Source organism: Streptomyces sp. A1136 (assembly GCF_004795055.1).
GTDB lineage: Bacteria > Actinomycetota > Actinomycetes > Streptomycetales > Streptomycetaceae > Streptomyces.
This window is the reverse complement of the sequence record NZ_SSBJ01000002.1, coordinates 79,491-105,248: the sequence shown is the minus strand read 5'-3', so window position 1 is coordinate 105,248 and position 25,758 is coordinate 79,491. Positions and strand designations below refer to the sequence as shown.

24 protein-coding genes are annotated in these 25,758 nt (G+C 71.8%); 19 read left to right on the top strand and 5 right to left on the bottom strand.

Going from position 1 to position 25,758, the window contains the following annotated elements:
• From E6R62_RS02350 to E6R62_RS02260, 19 genes are all read left to right on the top strand, one after another.
• Window positions 1-345 (top strand): STAS domain-containing protein, encoded by a 345-nt coding sequence (locus tag E6R62_RS02350; RefSeq protein WP_136210833.1) that lies wholly within the window; start codon window positions 1-3, stop codon window positions 343-345.
• Entirely contained in the window at window positions 342-2,489 is a 2,148-nt protein-coding gene (glgX, locus tag E6R62_RS02345; RefSeq protein WP_136210831.1) for a glycogen debranching protein GlgX, read from the top strand. The genes E6R62_RS02350 and glgX overlap by 4 nt, the downstream gene beginning before the upstream one ends.
• A gap of 17 nt (window positions 2,490-2,506) precedes the next feature.
• Window positions 2,507-2,818 (top strand): STAS domain-containing protein, encoded by a 312-nt coding sequence (locus tag E6R62_RS02340; RefSeq protein ID WP_136210829.1) that lies wholly within the window; start codon window positions 2,507-2,509, stop codon window positions 2,816-2,818.
• Between the two features lie 14 nt (window positions 2,819-2,832).
• Complete coding sequence (locus E6R62_RS02335) at window positions 2,833-3,288, top strand: anti-sigma regulatory factor (protein WP_240801447.1); 456 nt, start codon at window positions 2,833-2,835, stop codon at window positions 3,286-3,288.
• On the top strand, window positions 3,270-4,520 hold the full coding sequence (locus tag E6R62_RS02330; RefSeq protein WP_136210827.1) for a PP2C family protein-serine/threonine phosphatase: 1,251 nt from the start codon (window positions 3,270-3,272) through the stop codon (window positions 4,518-4,520). Before E6R62_RS02335 ends, E6R62_RS02330 begins: the two co-directional genes overlap by 19 nt.
• Complete coding sequence (locus E6R62_RS02325; protein WP_136210825.1) at window positions 4,520-5,266, top strand: MinD/ParA family protein; 747 nt, start codon at window positions 4,520-4,522, stop codon at window positions 5,264-5,266. The genes E6R62_RS02330 and E6R62_RS02325 overlap by 1 nt, the downstream gene beginning before the upstream one ends.
• 70 nt (window positions 5,267-5,336) lie before the next feature.
• Window positions 5,337-6,077 (top strand): type 1 glutamine amidotransferase domain-containing protein, encoded by a 741-nt coding sequence (locus E6R62_RS02320; protein WP_136210823.1) that lies wholly within the window; start codon window positions 5,337-5,339, stop codon window positions 6,075-6,077.
• Window positions 6,078-6,109: 32 nt separating this feature from the next.
• Entirely contained in the window at window positions 6,110-7,603 is a 1,494-nt protein-coding gene (locus tag E6R62_RS02315; protein WP_136210821.1) for an aldehyde dehydrogenase, read from the top strand.
• Window positions 7,604-7,612: 9 nt separating this feature from the next.
• Window positions 7,613-8,227: an NADPH-dependent F420 reductase gene (locus E6R62_RS02310; RefSeq protein WP_136210819.1), complete on the top strand. Its 615-nt coding sequence runs from the start codon at window positions 7,613-7,615 to the stop codon at window positions 8,225-8,227.
• Window positions 8,212-8,748 carry a (2Fe-2S)-binding protein gene (locus E6R62_RS02305; RefSeq protein WP_136210817.1) on the top strand — a complete coding sequence of 179 codons (537 nt, stop codon included), beginning with the start codon at window positions 8,212-8,214 and terminating at the stop codon, window positions 8,746-8,748. Before E6R62_RS02310 ends, E6R62_RS02305 begins: the two co-directional genes overlap by 16 nt.
• 4 nt (window positions 8,749-8,752) lie before the next feature.
• Window positions 8,753-11,158 carry a xanthine dehydrogenase family protein molybdopterin-binding subunit gene (locus E6R62_RS02300; RefSeq protein ID WP_168713943.1) on the top strand — a complete coding sequence of 802 codons (2,406 nt, stop codon included), beginning with the start codon at window positions 8,753-8,755 and terminating at the stop codon, window positions 11,156-11,158.
• On the top strand, window positions 11,155-11,979 hold the full coding sequence (locus E6R62_RS39335) for a xanthine dehydrogenase family protein subunit M (protein WP_168713942.1): 825 nt from the start codon (window positions 11,155-11,157) through the stop codon (window positions 11,977-11,979). Before E6R62_RS02300 ends, E6R62_RS39335 begins: the two co-directional genes overlap by 4 nt.
• A 30-nt stretch (window positions 11,980-12,009) precedes the next feature.
• Complete coding sequence (locus E6R62_RS02290) at window positions 12,010-13,269, top strand: MFS transporter (RefSeq protein WP_136210813.1); 1,260 nt, start codon at window positions 12,010-12,012, stop codon at window positions 13,267-13,269.
• Window positions 13,266-14,765, top strand: a complete 1,500-nt coding sequence (locus E6R62_RS02285) for an ATP-binding protein (protein ID WP_168713941.1) — start codon at window positions 13,266-13,268, stop codon at window positions 14,763-14,765. The genes E6R62_RS02290 and E6R62_RS02285 overlap by 4 nt, the downstream gene beginning before the upstream one ends.
• A gap of 46 nt (window positions 14,766-14,811) precedes the next feature.
• Complete coding sequence (locus E6R62_RS02280) at window positions 14,812-15,153, top strand: nuclear transport factor 2 family protein (RefSeq protein ID WP_136210809.1); 342 nt, start codon at window positions 14,812-14,814, stop codon at window positions 15,151-15,153.
• An 84-nt stretch (window positions 15,154-15,237) separates the two neighbouring features.
• The gene (locus E6R62_RS02275) at window positions 15,238-15,885 is read left to right on the top strand and encodes a TMEM175 family protein (protein ID WP_136210807.1); all 648 of its coding nucleotides are present in this window, start codon (window positions 15,238-15,240) and stop codon (window positions 15,883-15,885) included.
• Window positions 15,886-15,957: 72 nt separating this feature from the next.
• Window positions 15,958-17,238, top strand: coding sequence for a transposase (locus tag E6R62_RS02270; RefSeq protein ID WP_136210805.1), 1,281 nt, complete (start codon window positions 15,958-15,960; stop codon window positions 17,236-17,238).
• Complete coding sequence (locus tag E6R62_RS02265) at window positions 17,238-18,395, top strand: XdhC family protein (protein ID WP_136210803.1); 1,158 nt, start codon at window positions 17,238-17,240, stop codon at window positions 18,393-18,395. Before E6R62_RS02270 ends, E6R62_RS02265 begins: the two co-directional genes overlap by 1 nt.
• Window positions 18,396-18,575: 180 nt before the next feature.
• Window positions 18,576-20,018, top strand: coding sequence for a GuaB1 family IMP dehydrogenase-related protein (locus E6R62_RS02260; protein ID WP_276615514.1), 1,443 nt, complete (start codon window positions 18,576-18,578; stop codon window positions 20,016-20,018).
• A 117-nt stretch (window positions 20,019-20,135) separates the two neighbouring features.
• Here the strand turns inward: E6R62_RS02260 and E6R62_RS02255 are convergent, their stop codons facing one another.
• The 5 genes from E6R62_RS02255 to E6R62_RS02235 form a co-directional block, all read right to left on the bottom strand.
• Window positions 20,136-21,371 (bottom strand): sensor histidine kinase, encoded by a 1,236-nt coding sequence (locus E6R62_RS02255; RefSeq protein ID WP_136210801.1) that lies wholly within the window; start codon window positions 21,369-21,371, stop codon window positions 20,136-20,138.
• Window positions 21,372-21,378: 7 nt separating this feature from the next.
• Window positions 21,379-23,121: a cation acetate symporter gene (locus E6R62_RS02250; protein WP_136210799.1), complete on the bottom strand. Its 1,743-nt coding sequence runs from the start codon at window positions 23,119-23,121 to the stop codon at window positions 21,379-21,381.
• 196 nt (window positions 23,122-23,317) lie between these two features.
• On the bottom strand, window positions 23,318-23,593 hold the full coding sequence (locus E6R62_RS02245) for a hypothetical protein (protein WP_136210797.1): 276 nt from the start codon (window positions 23,591-23,593) through the stop codon (window positions 23,318-23,320).
• Between the two features lie 205 nt (window positions 23,594-23,798).
• Complete coding sequence (locus E6R62_RS02240) at window positions 23,799-24,632, bottom strand: LytTR family DNA-binding domain-containing protein (protein ID WP_136210795.1); 834 nt, start codon at window positions 24,630-24,632, stop codon at window positions 23,799-23,801.
• A gap of 135 nt (window positions 24,633-24,767) precedes the next feature.
• Window positions 24,768-25,703, bottom strand: coding sequence for an SCO0930 family lipoprotein (locus tag E6R62_RS02235; protein WP_136210793.1), 936 nt, complete (start codon window positions 25,701-25,703; stop codon window positions 24,768-24,770).
• Window positions 25,704-25,758: the final 55 nt, after the last annotated feature.

Below are 25,758 nucleotides of genomic sequence, written 5' to 3'. Positions count from 1 at the left end.
ATGACTCTTCACGTGAAGGAACGCCGGAACAAGGGCGGCACGGTCCTCGTCGCCACCGGTGAGATCAACAGCGAGACCTCGGGGCAGCTGCTCCAGGCCCTGCTGCCACTCGTCCGCGAGGGACGGTCGCTGCGCATCGACCTCACCGCCGTCACCTACGTCTCCAGCGCCGGCCTGCGCACCCTGCTCGTCGTCTACCGCGAGGCCCAGCACGCGGGTGTCGCCGTCACCCTGTACGGGGTGAGCGAGGAAGTCCGGTTCGTCATGTCGGCCACCGGCTTCCTGGACTTCTTCTCCACCGGCGAGGCGGAGGCGGCCACCGCGAAGGTCCGGGCCGCGCGATGAGCGAAACCACGAGCGAACAGGTCCTGCGCGTCGACGCCTACCCGACCCACGAGGTGGGCGGGTACCGGGTCCGCGCCGGCAAGCCCTTCCCGTTCGGGGCCAACGTGGTACCCGGCGGGGTCAGCTTCTCCGTCTTCTCCGACCAGGCCACCTCCATGACCCTGGTCATCTACAAGCGCGGCGAGGCCGAGCCGATGGCCGAGCTGGAGTTCCCGGAGGAGTTCCGCACCGGCAGCGTCTTCGCGATGACGGTCTTCGGTCTCGACCACGAGAACATCGAGTACGGGTACCGGGCCGACGGCCCCTACGACCCGGTCACCGGCCACCGCTTCGACGCCCGCCAGGTCCTCTCCGACCCCTACGCGCGGCTGATCGCCGGCCGCGACGTGTGGGGCGTGGAACCGGACCGCAGCCGCGGCTACCAGTACCGCTCGCGGGTCTGCCTCCAGGACTTCGACTGGGGCGACGACACCCCCCTGCGGATACCCGCCGAGGACCTCGTCGTCTACGAGGCCCACGTCCGCGGTTTCACCCGGCACCCCTCCTCGGGGGTCACCGCCCCCGGGACCTTCGCCGGGCTGCGCGAGAAGATCCCGTACCTCAAGGAACTCGGGATCAACTGCATCGAACTCCTGCCGGTGTTCGAGTTCGACGAGAGCGACAACCCGCGGAGCAACCCGGAGACCGGCGAGAAGCTCTACGACTACTGGGGCTACAACACCGTCGCGTTCTTCGCGCCCAAGGCCGGCTACGCGGCCACCGGACGCTACGGGATGCAGGGCGACGAGTTCCGCACCCTGATCAAGGACCTGCACGCGGCCGGAATCGAGGTCATCCTCGACGTCGTCTTCAACCACACCGCCGAGGGCAACGAGCAAGGCCCGACGATCTCCTTCAAGGGGCTCGACAACGCCACGTACTACATGCTCACGCCCGAGGGGTACTACTTCAACTTCAGCGGCACCGGCAACACCGTCAACTGCAACCACCCCGTGGTGCGCAACTACGTGCTCGACTGCCTGCGCCACTGGGTGGCCGACTACCACATCGACGGCTTCCGGTTCGACCTCGCGGCCATCCTCGGCCGCTCCGCGGACGGCACCCCGCTGCCCAACCCGCCGCTGCTGGAGTCGCTCGCCTTCGACCCGGTGCTGCGGCACACCAAGCTCATCGCCGAGGCCTGGGACGCCGGCGGCCTCTACGAGGTCGGCAACTTCCCGGCGTACGGACGCTGGGCGGAGTGGAACGGCAAGTACCGCGACACCGTCCGCAGCTTCCTCAAGGGCGACCCCGGGGTCACCGGGGAACTCGCCACCCGGGTGGCGGGCTCGCCCGACCTCTACTCGACCCGCGGCACCTCGGCGTCGGTCAACTTCCTGACCGCGCACGACGGGTTCACCCTCGCCGACCTCGTCTCGTACAACGACAAGCACAACGAGGCCAACGGCGAGGGCAACAACGACGGCGGCAACGACAACGCCAGCTGGAACTGCGGGGCCGAGGGTCCCACCGACGACCCCGAGGTCAACGCGCTGCGGCTGCGCCAGATGAAGAACGCGCTGGCCATCCTCTTCACCAGTCAGGGCATCCCGATGCTGCTGTCCGGTGACGAGGTGGCGCGCACCCAGCAGGGCAACAACAACACGTACTGCCAGGACAACGAACTGTCCTGGTTCGACTGGGACCAGGTCGACGAGAACGCCGAACTGCTCCGTTTCACCCGCGAGCTGATCGCCTTCCGCAAGCACCACCGCGAGCTGCGCTCCACCTCGCACCCCACCGGACAGATGCGGGACTCCCTGGGGCTGCCCGACATCAGCTGGCACGGGGAGCGGGCCTGGCAGCCCGACTGGTCGCAGGAGAGCCGACTCTTGGCGGTGGCCCGCTGCGGCACCGGGGACGACGACGTGGTGTACGTGGCCATGAACTCGCACTGGGAGTCGCACGACCTGGAACTGCCCGCCCTGCCGGGCGGGCGGACCTGGCACCTGTTCGCCGACACCTCGGCCGAGGCACCGTACGACATCCGCACCCCCGGTGCGGAACAGGAGCTGGACAACGCCGGCAAGTACCTGATCGGCCCCCGCTCCGTCGTGATCCTCGTGGGCCGTACGAACGAGCCCGAGACGACCGGGACGTTCTGACCAGAAGGAGACCTGACATGCCGCTTTCCGTGTCCCTGAGCATCGAGGGCGACACCACCGTGATCGAACTGGCGGGCGAGTTGGACGCCAACACGGCCCCGGACTTCCACCAGACCATCGAGAAGGCCGCGGGCCACGGCACCAACACCGTCGAGATCCGGATGGCCGGCGTCGGCTACATGGCCAGCGCCGGACTGCGCTCCCTGGTCTTCGCCCAGCAGAAGGTGGCCGACCACGTCACCATCAAGGTGGTCGGCGCCATCGAGCCCGTGTCCCGGACCATCCGCACCGCCGGACTGGACCGGAGCATCCAGCTCTCCGACGACTGACGGCCGTGGGAGACATGGTCGAACTGGCGAGCAAGCCCTCCGTACTGGACGTGCCCGCGAAGGTAGGGGCACTGGGCGACATCGCCGCGTTCGTCCTGCGCCTGGCCGGCCGGGCACGCCTGGGCAAACAGGCGACGTACCGGATTCGGCTGGCCGTGGACGAACTGGCCACGAACGTCATCACCCACGGGTACCGGGGTGGCGGCGGACGGATCACCGTCCGCGGCCACTGCGGCCCCGGCGGGGTGCGGATCGTCATCGAAGACGCCGCACCCGCCTTCGACCCCGTCCGAGGCTGCCTGCCCCCCGCCACCGGGGTTCCCCCGGAACGGCGGCGGGTCGGCGGTCTCGGCATCCACCTGGCTCTCACCAGCGTGGACGAATTCAGCTACGCACGCATGGACGGCCGGAACGTCAGCACGCTGACCGTGAAGGCCGAGGGGACGGACCCATGCCCTCCACGACCGTGATCATCCTCGACGAGTACCCGCCTCCCACGCCCGAACTGCTCGACGCACTCAGGCTGATGGACGCGGAACTCGTCCCCCGCACCCTGACGGAACTGCTGCGAGGCCCACTGGAAGTGCTGCCCGTGGCGGACGTGCTGCTCGCCCCGGCCGAGGCCGACGGCGAGAGCGTGCGGATGGCCGTACGCCGGCTGCGCCGCTGGGCCGGGGCCCCGATCGTGGTCGTCTGGACCGTGGCGGAGTTCGCCGCCCTGGAGCAGCACGTACGGCTCGGCCACGACTACCTCGTACCGCCGTTCCTGCCGGCCCTGGTCGGCGCCAGACTGCACAGTTGCTCCGAGCGGGCCGGGCTCGGCCGGACCCTGCGCGAGGCGGATGCCCGCGCCGAACTGATGGGATACGAGAAGGAGTTGGAGATCGGCCGGGAGATCCAGGCCGGGTTCCTGCCCGAATCGCTGCCCGTCCCGGCCGGCTGGGAGATCGACGTACGCTTCCGGCCCGCGCGCCAGGTCGCGGGCGACTTCTACGACGTCTTCGAGATGTCCCGGGGCCGCCGGCTCGCGGTGGTCGTCGCCGACGTCTGCGACAAGGGCGTCGGGGCGGCCCTCTTCATGGCGCTCATCCGCTCCCTGCTGCGGCACACCGCGGAGAACAGCGGCCTCCAGCACCTGATGGCGGCCGGCCGCACGGGGGGCAGCCGTCGCACCCCCGTCGTCGGCGCCACCCCGCTGCTCAACGCGGTCACGGCCACCAACGGCTATCTCACCCGCAACCACCTGCGGCAGGGCTACTTCGCCACCCTGTTCTTCGGGGTGCTCGACCCGCTCACCGGCAGCCTGGTCTACATCAACGGAGGTCACAACCCGCCCCTGCTGCTGTCCGGCTCCGGCGACGTGCCCGTCCCGCTCGACGTCACCGGACCGGCCGTCGGCGTCCTGCCCGACTGCGTCTACACCCTCGGCTACGCCCAGTTGAACCCCGGGGACACCCTCTTCGTGTTCACGGACGGGGTACCGGAGGCCCGCTGCCCGGAAGGAACCTTCCTCGGCGACGAGCGGATGCTGGAACTGCTCGGGGGACCGCCCGTGAGCGGCAAGGACGTCGTCGACCGGATCGACCTGGCGGTGCGCGAGCACACCGGGCTCGCCGAACAGCACGACGACGTCACCATGCTGGCCCTGCACCGGCCACGTGCGGCGCGGGGGCCGCACGCCGACCGAACGGCGGCGGCCTGATGACCCGGACCATCGTGGTGCACTCACACCGTGGCGGTACGGGCAAGTCCTCGGTACTGGCGAACCTCGCGCTGCTGATCGCGGCCGGGGGGCGCCGGGTGGGGGTGGTAGACACCGACATCCAGTCGCCCACCCTGGACCTCCTCTTCCGGATCGGCCCGGGCGCCGGCTCGCTCGCCGACTACCTCCTCGGCCGCTGCGAGATCGAGACCGCGGCCCAGAAGACCGGTGTGCCCGGTCTGTACGTCGTACCGGCACGGACCGGGACGGCGGCCCTGCGCGAACTCATGTCCACCGGCTACGACGTGGGCCTGCTCCCGGAGGGTTTCGACCGGCTGTCCGAGCACTACGCGCTCGACGTCCTGTTGCTCGACACCCACGCCGGGCTCAACAACGAGTCGGTGACCGCCATGGCCGGCGCCGACGTGGTGATGATCATGGCTCGGGCCGACCGCGTCGACCTCTCCGGGGTCGAGGAGACCCTCTCGCTCGCCGGGCGACTGGCCTGCCGGCGGGCGCTCGTCCTGAGCATGGCCCCCGAGGGCATCGACCGGGTGGACGCCCGCCGGCGCGCCGAGGAGGTCTACGGGGCGCCCCTGGCCGGAATCCTTCCGTACGTACCGGAAATGGCCGCTCTGTACGGCGAGCGCCTATTCGCCGAAGCCCATCCCGACCACCCCTTGGTCGGTGAATTCCGCACCATCATCTCGGCGCTGGACGCACGTGACGAAGTATCGCGCGCCTGACGCTCCCCCCTTACGCCCCTCGCGGGCGGCGTGTTGAATCGGCAGCGATTCCAGAACAAGGAGATCAGTCATGAAGATCCTCGTCGTCATGACGGCAAAGGCCACGCTCCATCTGCTCGACGGGGAACAACACCCCTCGGGTTTCTGGGCCGAGGAATTCGTCGTGCCCTACACCCTCTTCCGCGACGCCGGCCACACCGTGGACGTGGCGACGATCGGCGGCCAGGCCCCGACGGTCGACCGGACCAGCGTCGACCCGCAGTTCCTCCAGTACGTCCGGCCCGCGGGCTCACCCGACGAGGACACCGCCAACGCGGCCGAATACCTACGGGTCATCGGGAGTACCCCGCAGCTCGAAAGCCCGATCGCGCTCGAATCCCTCGGTGAGAAGGACATCGCCGACTACGACGGGATCTACATCAGCGGCGGCCACGGCGCCATCGGCGACCTGCCGAAGTCCGACGAGCTCGCCCAGATCCTGCGGTGGGCCATCGCCCAGGACAAGCCGCTGGCCACCGTCTGCCACGGCCACACCTCGCTGCTCGCGCTGCGCGACGGCGAGGGCCGCTGGCCGTTCGAGGGCTACCGGATGACGGCCTTCTCGCACAGCGAGGAACTCGTCACCAACATGGCCGGGCGGCTCCCGCTGATCCTGGAGGTCGAACTCACCAGACTCGGCGCCCGTTACGAGAAGGCCGAGGCGATCTGGGACTCCCACGTCGTCGTCGACCGCAAGCTCACCACCGGCCAGAACCCGTACTCCTCCAAGGCCCTCGCCGAGACGTTCCTGGCGCAGCTCGCGAAGGGCTGACAGGTCCCGCACCCCCGACACGGAAGGCAGCCATGACCAAGCGTGAGCTGAGCGGCCAGCCCCTCGCCAACCCCGGGAAGCTCTTCATCGGCGGCAGATGGGTCGAGTCCCAGGACGGCCGGACCGAACCGGACGTCAGCCCCGTGGACGGGGGGGAGATCGTACCGGTGGCCCAGGCCACCGCCGCGGACGCGGACGCGGCCGTGGCCGCCGCCCGCCAGGCGTACGAGGAAGGCCCGTGGAGCAGACTGTCCGCCCAGGAACGCGCGCTACGGCTGAACCGGGTCGGGGAGCTCATCGAGCGGGACCTGGAGGAGATCGCCCTGCTGGAGACGGTGGACATGGGCAAGCCGTTCGCCTTCTCCAGCACGGTCGACGCCCCGATGGCCGCCCAGCTCATGCACTACTACGCGGGTGCGGTCACCCGTGTCGACGGCTCGTCGCGCGCCCCGGCCGGCGGCCAGCTCGCCTACACCCTGCGTGAACCGCTGGGCGTGGTGTGCGCGATCACCCCGTTCAACTTCCCGCTGTTGCTCTCGATGACCAAGATCGCCCCGGCCCTCGCCGCGGGCAACACGGTCGTCCACAAGCCCTCCCCGGCCACCCCGCTCACCGCCCTCAAGATCGCCGAACTGTTCCAGGAGGCGGAGATCCCGGACGGGGTGTTGAACGTCATCACCGGCCCGGGCGTGGAACTGGGGGAGACCCTCACCGACCACCCCGGCATCGACAAGATCGCCTTCACCGGCTCCACCGCGGTCGGCCAGGCGATCATCCGCAAGTCGGCCGGCACCCTGAAGAAGGTCACGATGGAACTCGGCGGCAAGTCCGCCAACATCGTCTTCGCCGACGCGGACCTCGCCGCCGCCGAGGAACTGGCCTTCTTCGGCATCTACTACAACAAGGGCGAGATCTGCACCGCCGGCTCCCGGCTGCTGCTCCAGCGCCCCATCCACGACGAGATGGTCGAACGGCTGGTGCGCCGGGCCTCCGCCCTCAAGCCCGGAGACCCCCGCGACCCGGCCACCCTGTTCGGGCCGCTCGCCCACCGCGGCCAGTTCGACAAGGTGAGCTCCTACATCGAGGTCGGCGAGAAGGAAGGCGCCGTCCTGCGGACCGGCGGCACCGGCTGGACCCCCGAGGGCGCCTCCACGGGCCTGTCGGGCGGCCTGTACTTCCTGCCGACCGTCTTCACCGGTGTCGACAACGGGATGCGGATCGCCCAGGAGGAGATCTTCGGACCGGTCCTGTCGATCATCCCCTTCGACACCGAGGAGGACGCCGTGCGCATCGCCAACGACAGCGCGTACGGCCTCGCCGCGGGGGTGCACACCAAGGACCTGCGGCGCGCCCACCGGGTGGCCTCGCAGATCAAGGCGGGCACCGTCTGGGTCAACTGCTACAACCAGTACGACCCCTCGGTGCCCTACGGCGGCTACAAGGCCTCCGGTTACGGCCGTGAGTGCGGGCCCGAATCCCTGGAGAGCTACACCCAGACCAAGTCGGTCTGGATCGGCATGGACTGAGGAGTGTCAATGCGCACAGGCATCATCGGCACCGGGCGGATCGGCACGGTCCTCGCCCGCATCCTGGTCGCCGCCGGTCACGAGGTCGTGCTCGCCAACGCCAGGGGGCCGCGGACCCTGGCCCCACTGCTGGCCGAACTGGGCCCCGCGGCCTCGGCGGCGCACCCCGCCGAGGCCGCCGGCCGGGCCGACCTGCTGGTGCTGATGCTGCCGTTCGACCGCGTACGGGGGCTGCTGCCGCCGCACGTCGTACAGGACAAGGTGCTGGTGGACGCCACCAACGCGTTCGGCGGCCCCGGGACGCCCGCCGATCTCGGCGGCCGCGGCTCCAGCGACCTGGTCGCCGAGTGGTATCCCGGCGCCCGGGTCGTGAAATCCCTGAACACCATGCATTTCGAGACTCTCGCCGTAGCCGGCACCGAAACGGGCGAACGACTGGCCCATTTCACGGCGGGCGACGACGGAAAAGCGAAGGAAATCGTCGCGGGAATCATCTCGGACCTGGGATTCGCCCCCGTCGACACCGGACCGCTGCACTCCGGAGGAATTCTCCAACAGCCCGGCGGACCTCTCTTCAACCGGCCGCTCACGGAAGCGCAGGCGCTCGCATGGATCTCTCACTGAACGTGAACGGAAGACCCGAGCAGTTCTCGGCCCAGCCGAACGAACTGCTCGTCGAACGGCTCCGTGACGGCCTCGGACTGACCGGGACCAAGGTCGGCTGCGACACCGGCCAGTGCGGCTCGTGCGTGGTGCGGCTCGACGGCAGGTCCGTCAAGAGCTGCCTGGTCCTCACCGCGTCGGCCGCGGGCTCCCAGGTGACCACCATCGAGGGCGTCACCACCCCCGGCGGCGAACTCACCGGACTCCAGGAGGCGTTGCGCCAGGAGCACGGCACCCAGTGCGGCTTCTGCACCCCGGGCATGGTGATGGCGCTCGGTGAATTCGTCGAGACCGCGCTCACCGACGACGCCGCCGACCGCGAGGCACCCACCGAGGCCGAGATCCGCGAATGGCTCACCGGCAACCTGTGCCGTTGCACCGGCTACCACAGCGTCGTACGCGGAGTGCAGCGCGCATGCTCCGCCGCCCGCGCCGAGGAACCCGTCGCCGCGCCCGTCGCGACGTCCGGACAGGAGGTGTGAGGCGATGACCGCAGTGACGGGGGAGAGCGCTCTCCAGGGCAACGGAGTGCTCGGACAGCCGCTGGACAGCCGGGAAGATCCGCAACTGCTGCGCGGCGAGGCCACGTACGTCGCCGACATCGACCTGCCGGGCACCGCCCACATGGCCATCCTCGGCAGCAGCGTGGCACACGCGAAGATCCTCTCCATCGAGACCAAGGCCGCGGAACAACTGCCCGGTGTCCTGAAGGTGGCCACCGCCGCCGACTTCACCGACGTCATGCCGCTGCCCTGCATCTGGATACCCGGCGGGGTCGAGAGCCACTTCCCGCCCCACCCCTACGGACTTCCCGGCGCCCGCCCCGTCCTGACCGGTGACGCCGTCCGGCACGTCGGCGACCCGATCGCCGTGGTCGTCGCCGAGACCCCCCGCCAGGCCGCCGCCGCGCTCGCCGCCATCACCGTCGAGTACGAACCGCTGCCCGTCGTCACCCGCGCCGACGAGGCCCTCGCCGAGGGCGCGCCCCAACTGCACGAGGCCGTTCCCGGCAACCTGAACGCCTACTGGACCTGCGGCGACAAGGACCGCACCGACGCGGCCATCGCCGAGGCCGAGGTCACCGTCGAACTCGACCTCGTCAACCAGCGCACCATCAACAGCCCCATCGAGCCCCGCGGCGCGGTCGGCGACTACGACGCCGCCACCGGCGAGTACACCCTCTACGCCTCCACGCAGGGCCCGCACAACCACCGCTTCCTGCTCTCCGCCCTCGTCCTCGGCATCCCCTTCAACAAGCTGCGCGTGATCGCGCCGACCGTGGGCGGAAGCTTCGGCACCAAGGGCTACCTCTACCCCGACATGGCGCTGGTCCTGTTGCTGTCCAAGGCGCTCGGCCGGCCCGTGAAGTGGGTGGACACCCGCACCGGCCTGATGAACTCCACCGTCCAGGGCCGCGACCACCGCCAGCACGTCACCCTCGCCGGCACCCGCGACGGCCGTATCACCGCCGTGCGCGCCACCAGCTACGCCAACCTGGGCGCCTACCCCTCCACCATCGGCCCCGGCGTCGCCACCGCCCTGATGGGACGCTCCATCACCGGCATGTACGACATCCCCGCCGCCTTCTGCGAGGTCTACGCCGCCTTCACCAACACCGTCTCGCTCGGCGCCCAGCGCGGCAGCGGACGCGCCGAGGCCGCGTTCCTGATGGAACGCCTCGTCGACCGGTACGCCTGCGAGATCGGCATGGACCCGGCGGTCGTACGGCGCAAGAACCTGGTGCCGAAGGAGAAGTTCCCCTACGACAACGGGCTCGGCTGGACCTACGACTCCGGGGACTACCAGCTCAACTTCGACCGGGCCGTGGAGCTGTCGGGTTACGCCGACATGCCCGCCCGCAAGGCCGAGGCCCGCACCCGCGGCAAGCGACTCGGTGTGGGCCTGGCCACCTACGTCGCCATCTGCGCCGTCGGCCCCTCCACCCGGATGTCGAAGGAGGGCATGCTCGGCGGGACCTGGGAGAGCGCCAACATCCGCGTCCACCCCACCGGCGAGGTCACCGTGACCGTCGGCTCCGCCTCCACCGGCCAGAGCCACGGCACCGTCTTCGCCCAGGTCGCCGCCGACGAACTCGGCATCGACCCGGCGCAGGTGCAGGTCCTGGAGGGGGACACGCAGAAGGCCCCGTACGGGCAGGGCACCTACGGCTCGCGCTCCTACAGCATGGCCGCGCCGGCCGTCGCCCTCACCGCCCGCAAACTCAAGGCGAAGTTGGTCAAGGCGGGGGCCGTGTTCCTGGGCGTCCCCGAGGAGAAGGTCGTCTACGCGAACGGCGGCGTCCACGAGGAGGGCAACGAGGGGAACGCGAAGACGTTCGCCGAGCTGGCCATGGCCATGTGGTACGGCTGGGGGCTGCCCCCCGAGATCGAACCCGCCCTCGACGAGACCACCCACTTCGACCCGCCGGACTTCAACTACCCCTTCGGTACGCACGTCGCGGTGGTCGAGGTCGACGAACTGACCGGCGAGACCGAGGTGGTGTCCTACACCGCCGTGGACGACGCGGGCAACATCGGCAACCCGAAGATCGTCCTCGGGCAGATCGAGGGCAGCATCGTGCACGGCCTCGGGCAGGCCCTCATGGAGGCCGCCGAATACGACGAGAACGGGCTGCTCATCAGCCGCGACCTGAGCCACTACGCCCTGCCGCGCGCCGCCGACGTGCCCTTCTTCTCCCTCGACAAGACGACCACCCCGAGCCCGCACAACCCGCTCGGCGCCAAGGGGGCCGGCGAGATCGCCACCGTCCCGCCGGCCGCCGCCGTCGTCAACGCCGTCGTCGACGCCCTCTCCGACCTGGGCGTCCGGCACATCGACATGCCCCTCACACCCGAGAAGGTCTGGCGCCGCCTGAGAGGGGAAGCCCAGTGATCCTCACCGAGTTCGACTACGTACGGCCCGTGGGCCTCGAAGAGGCGCTCACCCTCCTGGCGGGCACCCCCGGGGCCGTGGCCCTGGCGGGCGGCCAGAGCCTGCTGCCCGACCTGCGCACCGGCGCGGCCCGGACCGGCCTGCTCGTCGACGTACGGCACCTGGAGGAACTCCGGGGTGTGCGGACCACCCCGGACGGGACGCTGCGGATCGGGGCGCTGACCACGCTCGCCGAACTCGCCGCCCACCCGCTGGTGCTCGCCCGGGCCCCGGAGATCGCCGCCGCGGCCCGCGCCAACGGCGACCCCCAGGTCCGCAACCTCGGCACCACCGGGGGGAACCTGGCGGCCACCGGGCGCCCCACCGACCTGCCGCCGGCGGCCATCGCCGCCGGCGCCCAGGTCGAACTGGCCGGCCCCCGCGGCCGGACGACGGTGGCGGCCGAGGACCTCGCCGGCTCCGGGGTACCGGCGGGCCGTGTGATCACGGCCCTGCTGGTCCCGGCCGGCGGGCCCGCGGCCGCCTTCGAGAAGAGCGCCGACCGGGCCACCCGCTACCCGTTGTGCGCTACCGCCGTACGCCTCACCGCCGACGGCCCCCGCATCGCGGTGACCGGGGCCACCGCCCGCGCCCTGCGCCTGCGCGGGGTCGAGGACCGGCTGCGCGGGGGCCCCTACACCACGGACGAGGTGCTCGCCGCGTTCCGCGCCGAGCCCCGCGAGCTGTTCGTCCCGGGCCGCGGCACATCGGCCGAGTACCTCGGCCATCTGGCGGGGGTCCTGACGGCCCGCGCACTGGCGAGGGCCCAGGCGCTCGCCTGATCACCGTCCATCACGGGGGAGTTGACCAGAGTGGCCGAACCGACCAAGACGACCACGGGGGACATCGCGCACCCGAGCGGCCGGCCGGCCGGCGTGCCCAGAGGCTCCGGCTTCTGGGTGGTGGGCGCGGTCCTCGTGCTGCTGATGCTCTCGTCCTCCGTGCCTTCCGCCCTGTACGTGCTCTACCAGCAGAAGTGGGGCCTGTCGTCGGGCACCATCACGGTGGTCTTCGCCCTGTACGCCGTCACCGTGCTGGCCGGGCTGCTGTTGTTCGGGTCGCTGTCCGACACCCTCGGACGGCGGCCCGTGCTCGGCGCCGCGCTGGTCCTCGCGATCGTGTCCATGGGCCTGTTCGCCGGGGCCCAGGGGCTCGCACTGCTGCTGGCCGCCCGCGCCGTGCAGGGGCTGGCGGTCGGCCTGGCCACCGGGGCGATGGGCGCGGCCCTGCTGGAACTCACCCCGCGCTCCAAACCCGCGCTCGGTGCCCAGGTCAACAGCGCCGGCCCCACCGTGGGCATCGGGCTGGGCGGCCTGGGCGCCGGGCTGCTCGTCCAGTACGGGCCCGCGCCGACCGTACTGAGCTACGCCCTGCTGGTCGGGGCCTTCGCGCTCACGCTGGTCGGGGTGGTCCGGATGGGCGAGAGCGCGCCGGGGCTGCGGGACGGCCGGTTCCGCATCGCCCCGCACCGCATCCGGATACCGCCGGGCGCCGGCGGCCGCTTCGCCGTCCTGGTGCTCACCATCGTCGCCGTCTGGTCGGTCGGCGGGTTCTACCTCTCGCTCGGCCCGCACCTGGCCCTGTCCCTGCTCCGCAGCACCAACTACCTGGTGGGCGGGGCCACGGTGGCCCTGCTCGCGGGCGCCGCGACCGGCGCGCAGCTGCTGCTCGGCCGCACCGAGGCGTTGCGCACCGCCGTCATCGGGCTGCTGGGTCTGCTGGCCGGTCTGGCGCTGGTGCTGCTGGCGCTCGGGCTCGGGTCGGCCCCCGTCTTCCTCGTCGCCACGGCCGTGCTCGGCGCCGGATGGGGCGCCGCCTTCCTGGGCTCCTTCCGGGCGCTGAGCACGCTCGCCGATCCCGCCCACCGCGGCGAGCTCACGGCCGCCGTCTACGTGTTCGCGTATCTCGCCATGAGCGTCCCGTCGGTGCTCGCCGGGATGCTCACCAACATCCACGGCCTGCACCGCACCTCGGTCGGCTTCATGGCCGCCGTCGCCGGGGTGTGCGCGCTGGCCCTGATCGTGACCTTGCGGCTGTCGGCCCGCACCAGGGCAGAGGGGAGTACGGCATGAGCGGCCCGCAGTTGCGGTCGGACCTGCGCCGGCTGGAGATCTTCGCCGGTCTCACCGAGGAGCAACTGGACTGGCTGGTGTCGGTCTCCGAACCCCGGGTGCTGTCCGACGGCGAGGTGCTGTTCCGCGACGGCGACGAGGCCACCTGCTTCCACGTGCTCCTCGCGGGCGGCCTCGTCGTCACCAAGGTCATCGACGGTCGGGAGGAGGTGCTCACCCGCCACTCCACCGAGGAGGAGAGCGCCGCCGCCGAGGAGCACGACGGCAAACCCTCCGCCGCGCACCGCTTCACCGGGGAACTGCCGCTGCTGACGGAGGGCTCCTACGTGGCCACCGCGTCCGCGTCCGGCCCCGCGACCACCGTCGTCGGCTACCCGAAGCCGGTCTTCTTCGAGATGCTGACCCGTTGCCACGGCGTGGCGGCGGTCCTGCTGCCCGTACTGGCCTGGCGGATCAAGTCCTCCGAGGTGCAGGCCCGCAAACGGGCCACCGTCGAGGCGCTCGGCACCCTCGCCGCGGGCCTGGCCCACGAGCTGAACAATCCGGCGGCCGCGGTGGCCCGTGCGGCGCAGGAGCTGGCCCCCGCCCTGGAGCGGCTGACCCGCACCGCGCACGCCTGGGGCGCCGCCGCCTCGGGCGGAGAGCGCTCCCTGCTGGACCGGCTCACCGACGAGCTGGACAAGCTGGCGCCGCCGCAGACCTCCGACCCGCTGGCACAGGCGGATGCCGAGGAGGAGATCACCGACTGGGCGGAAGAGGCGGGCACCGAACGACCGGGGCTGCTGGGAGCGGGGGTGTCCGACCTCGGGTTGGACCTGAGGTGGCTGCTGGAGCGGTTGGAGGGGATCGGCGAGCCGGCCCTGCCCGCCGCCCTGGACCACCTGGCGGCGCTGCTGGAGATCCGTTCCCTGGCCGCGGAGCTGCGGGCCGCCGGACCGCGCATCTCCCAGCTCGTCGCCGCCACCCGCGATTACGCCAACCTGGACCGCGCCCCCGAACAGCGCTTCCCGGTGACCGACGGCCTGGAGAACACGCTGGTCGTGCTGCGCTCGAAGCTCTCCGGTATCACCCTGGTACGTGAGTACGAGCCTGACCTGCCCGAACTGACGGGCTATCCGGGCGAGTTGAACCAGGTGTGGACCAACCTCGTCGACAACGCCGCCGAGGCCATGGAGGGCGCCGGAACCCTCACCCTGCGGGCCCGGGCGGAGGGCGTCTGCATGGTCGTGGAGGTCATCGACACCGGACGCGGCATCCCCGAGGACGTCCTGCCGCGGATCTTCGAACCCTTCTACACCACCAAGGACGTGGGGAAGGGCACGGGTCTGGGGCTGCACCTCAGCTACCGGATCGTGACCCAACGCCACCACGGGTCGATCACGGCCCGGTCCCGTCCGGGCGAGACCCGGATGGTCGTACGGCTGCCGCTCGCCACCCCGCCGACGGCAACCGTCGCAGCCGTTCCGGCCGATCAGGCCGGTTCCGGCACCAGTTGAGCCCGTTCCATCGAGAGCCCGTTCCATCGAGACAGTGGAGTCGAACATGGCCACGTACGACATCTCCAAGCTGCACCCCGTCTTCGTCCGCCAGATGGAGGCGCTCGCCGCACTCGATATCGAGGCGGTCATGAAGAACTACACGGACGACGCCGTACTGCTGCGCTTCGAGGGGGCCTCGGTGGGGATCGAGGCCGTGCGCGAGACGTTCACCGGCTACCTCTCGGTCAAGCCGACCCTGGTCGAGCTCCAGGAGTACGTGGAGACCGAGGACACGATCTTCTACCGGGCGATCATGAACCTGAACGGCCAACCGGAGCACGCGTTCGGGACACTTGTGGTCCGCGATGGCCGGATCTGGCGTCAGACCGCCGGATTCGGCGGCTGAGCCCCGAGAACTGGGTAGCGTGTGCGGGGAGGGCGGGGGCAGCGCCCTCCCCGCGTGCGCGGAACGAGTGACAAAGGGGAGTCAATGGAGCGCGAAACCGGTCGCGTCGAGGCATTCAGCGACGGCGTGTTCGCCATCGTCATTACGATTCTCGTTCTGGAACTCAAAGTTCCGAAAGAAACGGGGTCGGAGTTCTGGCACGGAGTGTGGGAGCAGTGGCCGCATTACGCCGCTTATGTGGTGAGCTTCCTCATCATCGGCGTCATGTGGGTGAACCACCACACCATCTTCAGTCACCTCAAGCGGGTCGACCGCCCGCTGTTGTTCCTGAATCTCCTGGTGCTGATGGTGGTATCGGTGATCCCGTACACGACGACCGTCCTTGCCGAACACCTCATGGAGGAAGGCGGATCCGCCAACGCCGCCGCCATCCTCTACAGTTCGCTCACCGTGGCCTACGCCTTGGCCTTCCTCGCCTTCTGGTGGTACGTCACCCGGGTGGGCCACCTCTTCCACGAACAGGTGGACAAGGACGGTGCCCGGGCGACCCGAATGCGGTTCGGCCTGGGGGCGATCGCTTACCCCATGACCGTGCTCCTGTCCTTTTTTTCCGCACCGCTCACTCTCGTCGCACACTTCGTCATTGCCCTCTACTACGCGGCGAACCAGATCCCGATCCCGCTCGTGGTAGAGGAAGAGCGGCTCGCAACTGCCGGCGACCTCAGGAAGTAGCCGCCCGGGCCTACGGCCGTTCTCGGCGGTCAAGTAGGGTATTGGATCTAGCTGGTCGCGGGGGAGGCCCAGATGGCTCGCGTAGTCCTGCCGGAGGATTCCGCAAAGGAAATCTCCGAGTTGATCGACGTCCTGATCTCTCTGTTCTTCGAGTCATTACCCCGGCGGGACCAGCGAAACTGGGCCCGCGTTTATCTCAATGGTCTCGTGCGGACCAATGGGAAGAAAACAATCCGTAACATCGCCGGAACCGGCGCCAGCTCCGTCGAGCAGAGCCTCCAGCAGTTCATCAGCAAGTCCCCGTGGGACTGGACCCCCGTACGCCGGTCCCTCGCCCAGCACATCGAACGCACCGCCCAGCGCCCGCTCGCCTGGGTGGTGCAGCCGATGGTCATCGAGAAGGCGGGCGACCGCTCGGTGGGCGTGGGACGGCAATTCGTCCCCCAACTCGGGCGCACCGCCAACTGTCAACAGGCGGGGGGGATCTGGCTCGCCTCCAGCGAGGCCAGCTTCCCGGTCGAGTGGACCCTCACCCTCCCCGGGCCCTGGACCAGCGAACTCCTGCGCCGCCGCCGGGCCGGCATCCCCGACACGGCGCGCTCGCTCACCCCCGCCCAGGACGCCGTCCACGCCGTCCAGCGCATGGCCGCCACCTGGCAACTCCAGCGGCGTCCGGTGGTGATGGAGGTCTCCAACACCGACCTCCCGCAGTGCATCGAGTCCTTCACGCTCCAGGACATCCCCTTCGTATTCAAGGTCGACGGCTCGCTGCCCGTCTCCTTCGGCGGGTCCGGACGCCACAAGCCCGGACCACACACCGCGCCCGCCCGGGAGCTCATCGACTCCCTGCGCTCCCAACGCCGCGTCGTCGAATGGACCCGCCACGGTCGCGCCGAGGGCGCGGTCACCCTGCTGACCTCGGCCTCCATCCTCGCCACCGCGGGCGAGGACCGGCCCGCCCCCGCGCCGGCCACCCCGCTGCTGCTCGTCGGCGCCTGGACGGAAGCCGCCCTGCTGCCCTCGGAGTTCTGGATCACCAACATCGGGGACCGGCCGCTCGCGCAACTCTTCCTGCTCGCCAAGCTCACCGACCGGGTCTCCCTGGACTTCGCCGAGACCTGCGAGCCCGTGGGAATCCGCGACTTCGAGGGCCGCTCCTTCCGCGGTTGGCACCACCACGCCACCCTCGCCAGCGTCGCCCACGCCGCCCGACTGCTGGGCAGCGCCGGCGCCCGCCTCCCCGACCCGGCGGCCCTGCCCTACCAGGGCCCGACCCGCCCCCGCCCGCCCGCCGTCCTGCCGCCGAGGCCGCTCATACCAGGGCAGGCCCCCCGTCGCGCCTACATCCGCTGATGCTGGACATCGCGGGGGAACTCCGCACCTGGTGCGCCGAGCGGCGCGAGTTCGCACTGGCCACGGTCGTCGCCGTCAGCGGGAGCGCGCCGCGCGGCCCCGGGGCCTCGCTGGCCGTCGACGCCGGAGGCACCGCGCTCGGCTCCCTGTCCGGGGGCTGCGTCGAGTCCGCCGTCCACGAGCTGTGCCTGGAGGCGATCGCCACCGGGGAAGGGGGCGTCCACCGCTTCGGATACAGCGACGACGACGCCTTCGCGGTAGGGCTGACCTGCGGGGGAGTGCTGGACGTACTGATCACCCCGGTGCGCGGGCACGACCCGGTGCGGCCCGTCCTGCGCGCGGTGCTCCACCACGCCGAGACCGGCGCGCGCACCGCGCTGGCCCGGGTGGTCACCGGTCCGCCCCGCCAGCTCGGCCGCGCCCTGGCCGTCCACGCCGACGGCTCCTACGAGGGCCACCTGGGCGGCGACCCCGCCCTGGACCGGGCCGCCGCCGAACGCGTACGCGACCTGCTGCTCGCCGGGCGGACGGGCACAGCCGCCCTGGGGACGGCCGGCGGGCTGTGCGGGGCGCCCCTGACGCTGCTGGTCGAGTCGGCCGCCGAGCCGCCCCGACTGATCGTCTACGGGGCCATCGACTTCGCCGCCGCGCTGGCACGGATCGGGGCGTTCCTCGGACACCGGGTCACCGTCTGCGACGCCCGGGCCGTCTTCACCACCCCGGCCCGCTTCCCCGGCGCCGACGAGGTGGTCGTGGAGTGGCCGCACCGCCACCTCGCCGCCGAGTGGGAGGCGGGCCGGCTCGACTCCCGTACCGCCGTCTGCGTCCTGACCCACGACGCGAAGTTCGACGTACCGCTGCTGTCCCTCGCGCTGCGGCTGCCGCTCGCCTACGTGGGGGCCATGGGATCGCGGCGCACCCACACCGAGCGGGCCGCCCGGCTGCGGGCGGAGGGCGTGCCCGAGGCCGCGCTGGCCCGGCTGCGCTCACCCATCGGCCTGGACCTGGGTGGCGGCACCCCGGAGGAGACGGCCCTCGCCATCGCGGCCGAGTTCACCGCGGTCCGCCACGGCGGCAGCGTGACCCCCCTGACCGACCGCGCGGGCCCCGTCCACCGCCGCGTCCTCCCGGTGGGCGAGCCGGTGGGCAGGGGGTGAAGGGACCCGAGCCGGCCCTGGGCGGGGCCGCCCGGTCTGGAGGAACCGACCAGGTGGTCCCTTATGTCCTGGACGATCGGACCGGGCTGCATAAACACCGGGCCATGGGAGAATGAAGTACGTGCGTTTCCTCGGCTGCCCCGTCGAGGGCCAACTCCGATCGACTGGGATGTTCAGCACGTGCGTTTCCTCAATGACCAGAAGCCGCCGTACGACCTGACGTACGACGATGTGTTCATGGTGCCGAGCCGGTCCGCGGTCGGTTCCCGCCAGGGCGTCGACCTCTCCTCGCCCGACGGCACCGGTACCACCATTCCCCTCGTCGTGGCCAACATGACCGCCATCGCGGGCCGCCGGATGGCCGAGACCGTCGCCCGCCGCGGCGGCATCGTCGTCATTCCGCAGGACATCCCGATCGAGGTCGTCACCGACGTCATCTCCTGGGTCAAGACGCGCCACCTCGTGCTGGACACCCCCATCACCCTGGCGCCCACCCAGACCGTCGCCGACGCGCTGTCCCTGCTGCCCAAGCGGGCCCACGGCGCCGGAGTCGTCGTCGACGCCGACAACCGGCCCGTCGGCGTCGTCACCGACCACGACCTGACCGGCGTGGACCGCTTCACCCAGCTCTCCGAGGTCATGTCGAAGGAGCTGCTGCTCATCGACGCCGACATCGACCCCCGCGAGGCCTTCAACAAGCTCGACGCCGGCCACCGCAAGCTGGCCCCGGCCGTCGACGGGGACGGCCGGCTCGTCGGCCTCCTGACCCGCAAGGGCGCCCTGCGCGCCACCCTCTACACCCCGGCGACCGACGCGAACGGCAAGCTGCGCATCGCCGCCGCGGTCGGCATCAACGGCGACTTCGTCGGCAAGGCCAAGCAGCTGCTCGACGCGGGCGTGGACACGCTCGTCATCGACACGGCCCACGGCCACCAGGAGTCGATGATCAGCGCGATCAAGGCGGTCCGCGCGCTGGACCCGCAGGTCCCGATCGTGGCGGGCAACATCGTCGCCGCCGAGGGCGTCAAGGACCTGATCGACGCCGGCGCGGACATCATCAAGGTCGGCGTGGGCCCCGGCGCCATGTGCACCACCCGCATGATGACCGGCGTGGGCCGGCCGCAGTTCTCCGCGGTGCTGGAGTGCGCCGCGGAGGCGAAGAAGCACGGCAAGCACGTGTGGGCCGACGGTGGCGTCCGCCACCCGCGCGACGTGGCGATGGCCCTGGCCGCCGGCGCTTCGAACGTGATGATCGGCTCCTGGTTCGCCGGGACCTTCGAGTCCCCGGGCGACCTTCAGCAGTCGGCGGACGGCCGGTTCTACAAGGAGTCGTTCGGCATGGCGTCGGCGCGCGCCGTGCAGAACCGCACCTCGGAGGAGTCCGCGTACGACCGTGCGCGCAAGGGCCTGTTCGAGGAGGGCATCTCCACCTCGCGCATGTTCCTGGACCCGGCCCGGCCCGGCGTCGAGGACCTGATCGACTCGATCATCGCGGGCGTGCGGTCCTCCTGCACGTACGCGGGCGCGGGCTCGCTCGCCGAGTTCGAGGAGAAGGCCGTGGTCGGCGTCCAGTCGGCGGCCGGCTACGCCGAGGGCAAGCCCCTGCACGCCAGCTGGAGCTAGGCGCTCTCGCCCTGGTGGGCACCCACCGTGGCCCCGGCCCGTCCGAACGGACGGGCCGGGGCCACGGTCGTACCCGGTGCCGTGCCGGGCCCGACCGCTCGACCGGTCGCGCCGCCTTCAAGGCCGGTGGGGTCGTTCGCCGGGGCCCGAGGTGTGCACGCCCGCGCGGTACTTGGGAATCCGTACCGTGACCTTCATCCCGGCGCCGATCCCCGTTTCGATGACCAGCCCGTAGTCGTCCCCGTAGACCTGGCGCATCCGCTCGTCCACGTTCGGCAGCCCCACCCCCGAGGAGGAGCCCGTCCGCTCGCCGGTCAGGATGCGGCGCAGCAGGGCCGGATCCATCCCCACGCCGTTGTCCTCGATGGTGAGCACCGCCTCGGCGCCCGCGTCCCGGGCCGCGATGGTGATCCGGCACCGGTCGGTGGAGTCCTCCAACCCGTGCTTGACCGCGTTCTCCACCAACGGTTGCAGGCACAGGAACGGCAGTGCCACCGGCAGCACTTCCGGCGCGACCTGCAAGATCACCGTCAGCCGGTCCCCGAAGCGGGCTCCCGCCAGGGCCAGGTACTGCTCGATGGACCGCAACTCCTCGGCGAGCGTGGTGAAGTCGCCGTGCCGGCGGAACGAGTACCGGGTGAAGTCGGCGAATTCGAGCAGCAGGTCCCGCGCCCGCTCGGGGTCGGTCCGCACGAACGACGCGATCGCGGCGAGGGAGTTGAAGATGAAGTGCGGGGAGATCTGCGCCCGCAGTGCCTTGATCTCCGCCTCCATCAGCCGGGTCCGCGACCGGTCCAGCTCCGAGAGCTCCAACTGGACCGACACCCAGCGCGCCACCTCCGTCGCGGCCCGCACCAGCACCGCCGACTCCCGCGAGCCGTACGCCACGAGCGCGCCCAGCACCCCGTCCTCGCCGGTCAGCGGGGCGAACACCGCCCACTTCAGCGGGCAGCCGGGCCGCTGGCAGTCGGTGCGCAGGCTCAGGCTGCGCCCCGACTCCAGCATCCCCGCGACCCGGGCCATCGCCCGTCGCTGGTGGTGGTCGGCGCCCGGCCCGTCCCAGGCCAGCACCGCCTCCCGGTCGGTGAGGCACAGCGCCTCGGTCCCCAGCAGCGACCGCAGCCGCCGGGCCGCCTTGCGCGCCGCGTCCTCCGTCAGGCCGGCCCGCAGCGGGGGAGCGGCCAGCGAGGCGGTGTGCAGGGTGTGGAAGGTGGCCCGCTCGACGGGGGTGCCCAGGTCCATGCCCGCGGTCCGTTCCCGGCGCAGGGCCTGCCACCGGCCGCCCGCCCAGCCCAGGGCCAGGAGCGCGACCGCCGCGAGCGCGGCCACCGCCGGCAACACCGTCCCCGTCACGTCCCCGTCACCGCCCCGGCCGGCGCGCGCCCGCGCTCCGGTCCCCGGCCACGTCCTCCGGCAGGTGCAGCCGGGCCAGGGTCGCCGCCGTCCCGGCCGGGACACGGGAACGGGTGGCCAGGGAGACCGTCACCATCGTCAGGAACCCCAACGGCACCGACCACACCGCCGGCCACGCCAGCAGGGTGTGCGCCCAACCCGCCGGCACCAGCCCGCCCCGGGTGGCCACCACCGCGCCCAGCGCCGCCCCGCCACCCGTGACCAGCCCCGCCACCGCGCCCGGCGGGGTCAGTCCGCGCCACCAGATGCCGAGCACCAGCAGCGGGCAGAAGGACGACGCGGACACCGCGAAGGCCAGTCCCACCGCGTCCGCCACCGGCACGTTCGTCGAGGCCACCGCCCCCAGCAGCGGCACCAGCATCGCCACCACCACCGCGAACCGGAACGTCCGTACCCGGCGTCCCGGCAGCACGTCCTGGTGCAGCACCCCCGCCACCGCCATCGTCAGCCCCGAAGCCGTGGACAGGAACGCCGCGAAGGCGCCCCCGGCCAGCAACGCCCCCAGCAGTTCCCCGAGCAACCCGCCCAACACCCGCTCCGGCAGCACCAGTACGGCGGCGTCGGCGTCCCCGGTCAGGGCCAGCTCGGGCGCGTAGATCCGCCCGAGCGCCCCGTACACCGGCGGCAGCAGGTAGAAGACCCCGACGAGCCCGAGCACCACCAGCGTGGTGCGACGGGCGGTCCGCCCGTCGGGGCTCGTGTAGAAGCGCACCGCGACGTGCGGCAGGCCCATCGTGCCGAGGAAGGTGGCCAGGATCAGCCCGTAGGTGGCGTACAGCCGGTGTTGCCGCCGGTTCGTCGACAGCGGCTCCGCCTGGCCGGCCCCCTCCGGCCCCGCCTGCGCCCCGGCGTCGGGCACCGCGCTGTCCGGGGCGAACCGGAGCAGCGCGTGGGCCCGCACGGTGTGCTGTCCGGCGGCCAGGGTCACCGGCTCCGCCGCGTACGAGCGACCGTCCACCTGTCCCGTCACGGTCAACGTGAGCGGCGCGGCCAGCGAGATCCGCACGTCCTCGCCCGGGGTGACGGTGGTGTGCTCGCGGAACACCGCCGGGGCGTCGAAGGTGGCGCGCGGCGCCCCGTCCGCGGCCCAGGCGCCGATCAGGAAGAACGCGGGTACCAGCAGGGCCGTGAACTTGAGCCAGTACTGGAAGGCCTGCACGAAGGTGATGCTGCGCATCCCGCCCGCCCCCACGGCCGCCGTGACCACGGAGGCGACGACGACACCCCCGACCCAGTGCGGCGCGCCCGTCAGGATGGTCAGGGTCAGCCCGGCCCCCTGCAGTTGGGGCAGCAGGTACAGCCAGCCGACGCCGATCACGAACAGCACCGCGAACCGCCGCACCGTCCGCGATTCCAGCCGGGCCTCGGCGAAGTCGGGCAGCGTGTACGCGCCCGAACGCCGCAGCGGGGCCGCCACCAGGACCAGTAGCACCAGGTACCCGGCCGTGTACCCGACGGGGTACCAGAGCATCTCGGGCCCCTGGAGCAGTACGAGCCCCGCGATCCCGAGGAAGGAGGCGGCGGACAGGTACTCCCCGCTGATCGCCGCCGCGTTCAGGCGGGGGCCGACGGTGCGCGAGGCCACGTAGAAGTCGGAGGTGGTCCGGGATATCCGCAACCCCAGCGCGCCGACCAGCACGGTGACCAGGACGACGACGGTGACCGCGGTCAGCGCGTACGTCTGGTTCACCGGCGCCTCCTTCGGCTGGGAGAGGGTCTCCGGAGTCTAGGCGGCGCCGCGCACCGGGGGACAGACGCGATCCGGCTCATGGCCGGCCGAACCGGCGCCCCACCGGGGGGAGTCGCGACGGTGGGCATCGGCACGGCGCGGGTCGGTACGGCGCGGGTCGGGACGGCGCGGGTCGGTACGGCGGGGCGAGGGCGGTTCAGACGGCCGGGTCGCGGTGCTCCGCACAGTCCCGCAGGGCGATCTCCAGCTCCACGTACGACTCCTCGGCCCGCCGGAAAGCGAGCGTCAGCGCCGCCTCCGCGCGCGGCGGCACCTGCTGCCGGGCGCCCTCCTGGGCCTCGTACAGCACATCGGCCCAGCGGGCCGCCACGCTGCGGAGCCGGGCTAGCAGGGCCTCGGCCTCGGCGGGGCCGGCCGGCCGGGTCCGGGGCAGTCCGGTGAGCGCGTCCAGCATGGCCTGGATGTCGGGCATGTGCGGGGCTCCTCCCGGACCGGAAGATCCACGATACGCGCGGGCCCCACGGCCGGGGCCGGTTCCGTTCACCGCTGCGACGGACGGCCCCGGGGGATCGCCGTACGTCCCTCCGGGCGCGACGAACGGCGCCCGCGCACGCCGGACGGTCGACGGCTGCCGCACACCGCGGGCCGGGCGGCGCCCGGGGTCCGGCGCCCGGCGGTCAGCCGGTCGCCTGCCGCATCAGCAGGTCCCGCAGCTCCCGCGAGTGCCGCCGGCTCACCTGGAGCTCCGCCGACCCGACGCGGACGCTGGTGGTGCCCCCGTCGAGGCGCAGTTCGTCGATCCGGCCGAGCGCCACCAGGTGCCGCCGGTGGATGCGCACGAAGCCGCGGGGCGCCCAGCGTTCCTCCAGCGTGGACAGCGGGATGCGCACCAGGTGGCTGCCGTCGTCGGTGTGCAGCCGGGCGTAGTCGCCCTGGGCCTCGACGTACGCGATGTCGGCGATCGCCACGAAGCGGGTCACCCCGCCCAGTTCGACGGCGATCTGCTCCGCGGACCGGTCGGAGACGGTGACGTCGGGGGCCGGCCGGCGCTGTGCGGGGACGACCGGGGGCGGCGACGGGGTCCCGGCCGGGTCCGTCGAGGGCGCGGACTCCGTGGGCCTGCCCAGCTGTGCGCACGCCCGGCGGACGGCTTCCGCCAGCCGCTCCGGACGCACCGGCTTGAGCACGTAGTCCACCGCCTTCAGGTCGAAGGCCTGGACGGCGAACCCCTCGTGCGCGGTGACGAACACGATCAGCGGAGGTCGGGCGAACCCGGCCAGCAGCCGGGCGACGTCCAGCCCGGTCAGCCCGGCCATGTGGATGTCGAGGAAGACCACGTCGATGCCGTCGGGGCCGTCCGGGCCGCTCTCCAGGGCCCGCGTGACCCGGCGCAGGGCCTCGGTGGCGTCCGAGGCGCCCTCGGCACTGCTCACGCGCGGGTCGGAGCGCAGCAGGTAGAGGAGTTCCTCCAGGAGGGGCTTCTCGTCGTCGACGGCGAGTACGCGCAGCATGCGGCCGAGTCTAGGTTCCACCGCCGCCGCGGGGAACGGCGCGGGAACGGCGGCGGGAAACGGGTGCGCGGCCCCGGCCCTCGGGGGGAGGGGAGGACGGGGGCCGCGCGGTCCGGTGGTCGTGCGGTCGGGCGCCTACTGCGCCGTGATGAGCTTGCCGTCGGGGGCGACCGCGTACCAGGTCCCGCCGACGCCCTGGCCGTTGGTGTCACCGGCCTTCTTGTCCCCGGTGAAGGTGTAGACGGGCCAGCAGTTCACCGTCTGCTGCTTCTTGCCGTCGGGGCGGTCCAGCACCAGGAAGTTCTTCTCGACGATGCCCTTGGCGTTCGCCTTGTCCACCGGGGGAACGACCGGCCACTTGGCGACGCAGTCGCCCTCGCACTTGGAGACCATCGGCCAGGCGGTGTCCGGCTTGAACCGGTAGACCGTCATCCCGTTGCCGTCGACGATGTGCTCACCGAGCTTGGGATCGTTCGCCACGGTCAGCGCGCCCGTGGTCTGACCGGCACCGGCCGGCGCGGTGGTCGGCTTCGCGGCCTTCTTGCCGTCGGGCGCCGAGGCGAACCAGGTCCCGCCGACGCCTTGGCCGTTGGTGTCGCCCGCCTTGGTGTCCTTGGCGAACCGGTACACCGGCCAGCCGGCCACCGTGAGCTGCTTGCTGCCGTCGGTGCGCACCACCTCGCCGAGCAGCGACGCGTCCATGCCCGCGGCGGCCTTGGCGTCACCGGCCGCGACCGCCGGCCAGGCCTTCGCGCAGTCGCCGTCGCAGTTCGACTTGGACGGCTTGGCGGTGTCCTTGTCGAAGCGGTAGAGGGTGAAGCCGGCACTGTCGGTGAGTACCGGGCCGAGCCGGTCGTCGGCGGCGATGGCCAGTTGTCCGGCGCCCTTCGCGCCGGGGGCGCCGGCCGCCGCCGGGTCGGCCCCGTAGGCATCCGCCGCGGGAGCCTGGGATGCGACGGCCGCGGCCGGCTTGGTCGTGTCGGCCGCCTTGTCGTCGCCACCGCACGCGGTCGCCGTCATGGTGACGACGATCGCGATCGCGGCCAGGGAAGTTCCGCGCTTGATACCCATGTTGATCTCTCCCACGTGTGGTGTCCGCCGAGTCCGTCGTCGGAGCGTCGGCAAC

Bases quoted from the DNA above. Each gene is read 5' to 3' on its own strand.
- E6R62_RS02350 (WP_136210833.1), top strand. From the start codon at position 1: ATGACTCTTCACGTGAAGGAACGCCGGAACAAGGGCGGCACGGTCCTC.
- glgX (WP_136210831.1), top strand. From the start codon at position 342: ATGAGCGAAACCACGAGCGAACAGGTCCTGCGCGTCGACGCCTACCCG.
- E6R62_RS02340 (WP_136210829.1), top strand. From the start codon at position 2,507: ATGCCGCTTTCCGTGTCCCTGAGCATCGAGGGCGACACCACCGTGATC.
- E6R62_RS02335 (WP_240801447.1), top strand. From the start codon at position 2,833: ATGGTCGAACTGGCGAGCAAGCCCTCCGTACTGGACGTGCCCGCGAAG.
- E6R62_RS02330 (WP_136210827.1), top strand. From the start codon at position 3,270: ATGCCCTCCACGACCGTGATCATCCTCGACGAGTACCCGCCTCCCACG.
- E6R62_RS02325 (WP_136210825.1), top strand. From the start codon at position 4,520: ATGACCCGGACCATCGTGGTGCACTCACACCGTGGCGGTACGGGCAAG.
- E6R62_RS02320 (WP_136210823.1), top strand. From the start codon at position 5,337: ATGAAGATCCTCGTCGTCATGACGGCAAAGGCCACGCTCCATCTGCTC.
- E6R62_RS02315 (WP_136210821.1), top strand. From the start codon at position 6,110: ATGACCAAGCGTGAGCTGAGCGGCCAGCCCCTCGCCAACCCCGGGAAG.
- E6R62_RS02310 (WP_136210819.1), top strand. From the start codon at position 7,613: ATGCGCACAGGCATCATCGGCACCGGGCGGATCGGCACGGTCCTCGCC.
- E6R62_RS02305 (WP_136210817.1), top strand. From the start codon at position 8,212: ATGGATCTCTCACTGAACGTGAACGGAAGACCCGAGCAGTTCTCGGCC.
- E6R62_RS02300 (WP_168713943.1), top strand. From the start codon at position 8,753: ATGACCGCAGTGACGGGGGAGAGCGCTCTCCAGGGCAACGGAGTGCTC.
- E6R62_RS02285 (WP_168713941.1), top strand. From the start codon at position 13,266: ATGAGCGGCCCGCAGTTGCGGTCGGACCTGCGCCGGCTGGAGATCTTC.
- E6R62_RS02280 (WP_136210809.1), top strand. From the start codon at position 14,812: ATGGCCACGTACGACATCTCCAAGCTGCACCCCGTCTTCGTCCGCCAG.
- E6R62_RS02275 (WP_136210807.1), top strand. From the start codon at position 15,238: ATGGAGCGCGAAACCGGTCGCGTCGAGGCATTCAGCGACGGCGTGTTC.
- E6R62_RS02270 (WP_136210805.1), top strand. From the start codon at position 15,958: ATGGCTCGCGTAGTCCTGCCGGAGGATTCCGCAAAGGAAATCTCCGAG.
- E6R62_RS02265 (WP_136210803.1), top strand. From the start codon at position 17,238: ATGCTGGACATCGCGGGGGAACTCCGCACCTGGTGCGCCGAGCGGCGC.
- E6R62_RS02245 (WP_136210797.1), bottom strand. From the start codon at position 23,593: ATGCCCGACATCCAGGCCATGCTGGACGCGCTCACCGGACTGCCCCGG.
- E6R62_RS02240 (WP_136210795.1), bottom strand. From the start codon at position 24,632: ATGCTGCGCGTACTCGCCGTCGACGACGAGAAGCCCCTCCTGGAGGAA.
- E6R62_RS02235 (WP_136210793.1), bottom strand. From the start codon at position 25,703: ATGGGTATCAAGCGCGGAACTTCCCTGGCCGCGATCGCGATCGTCGTC.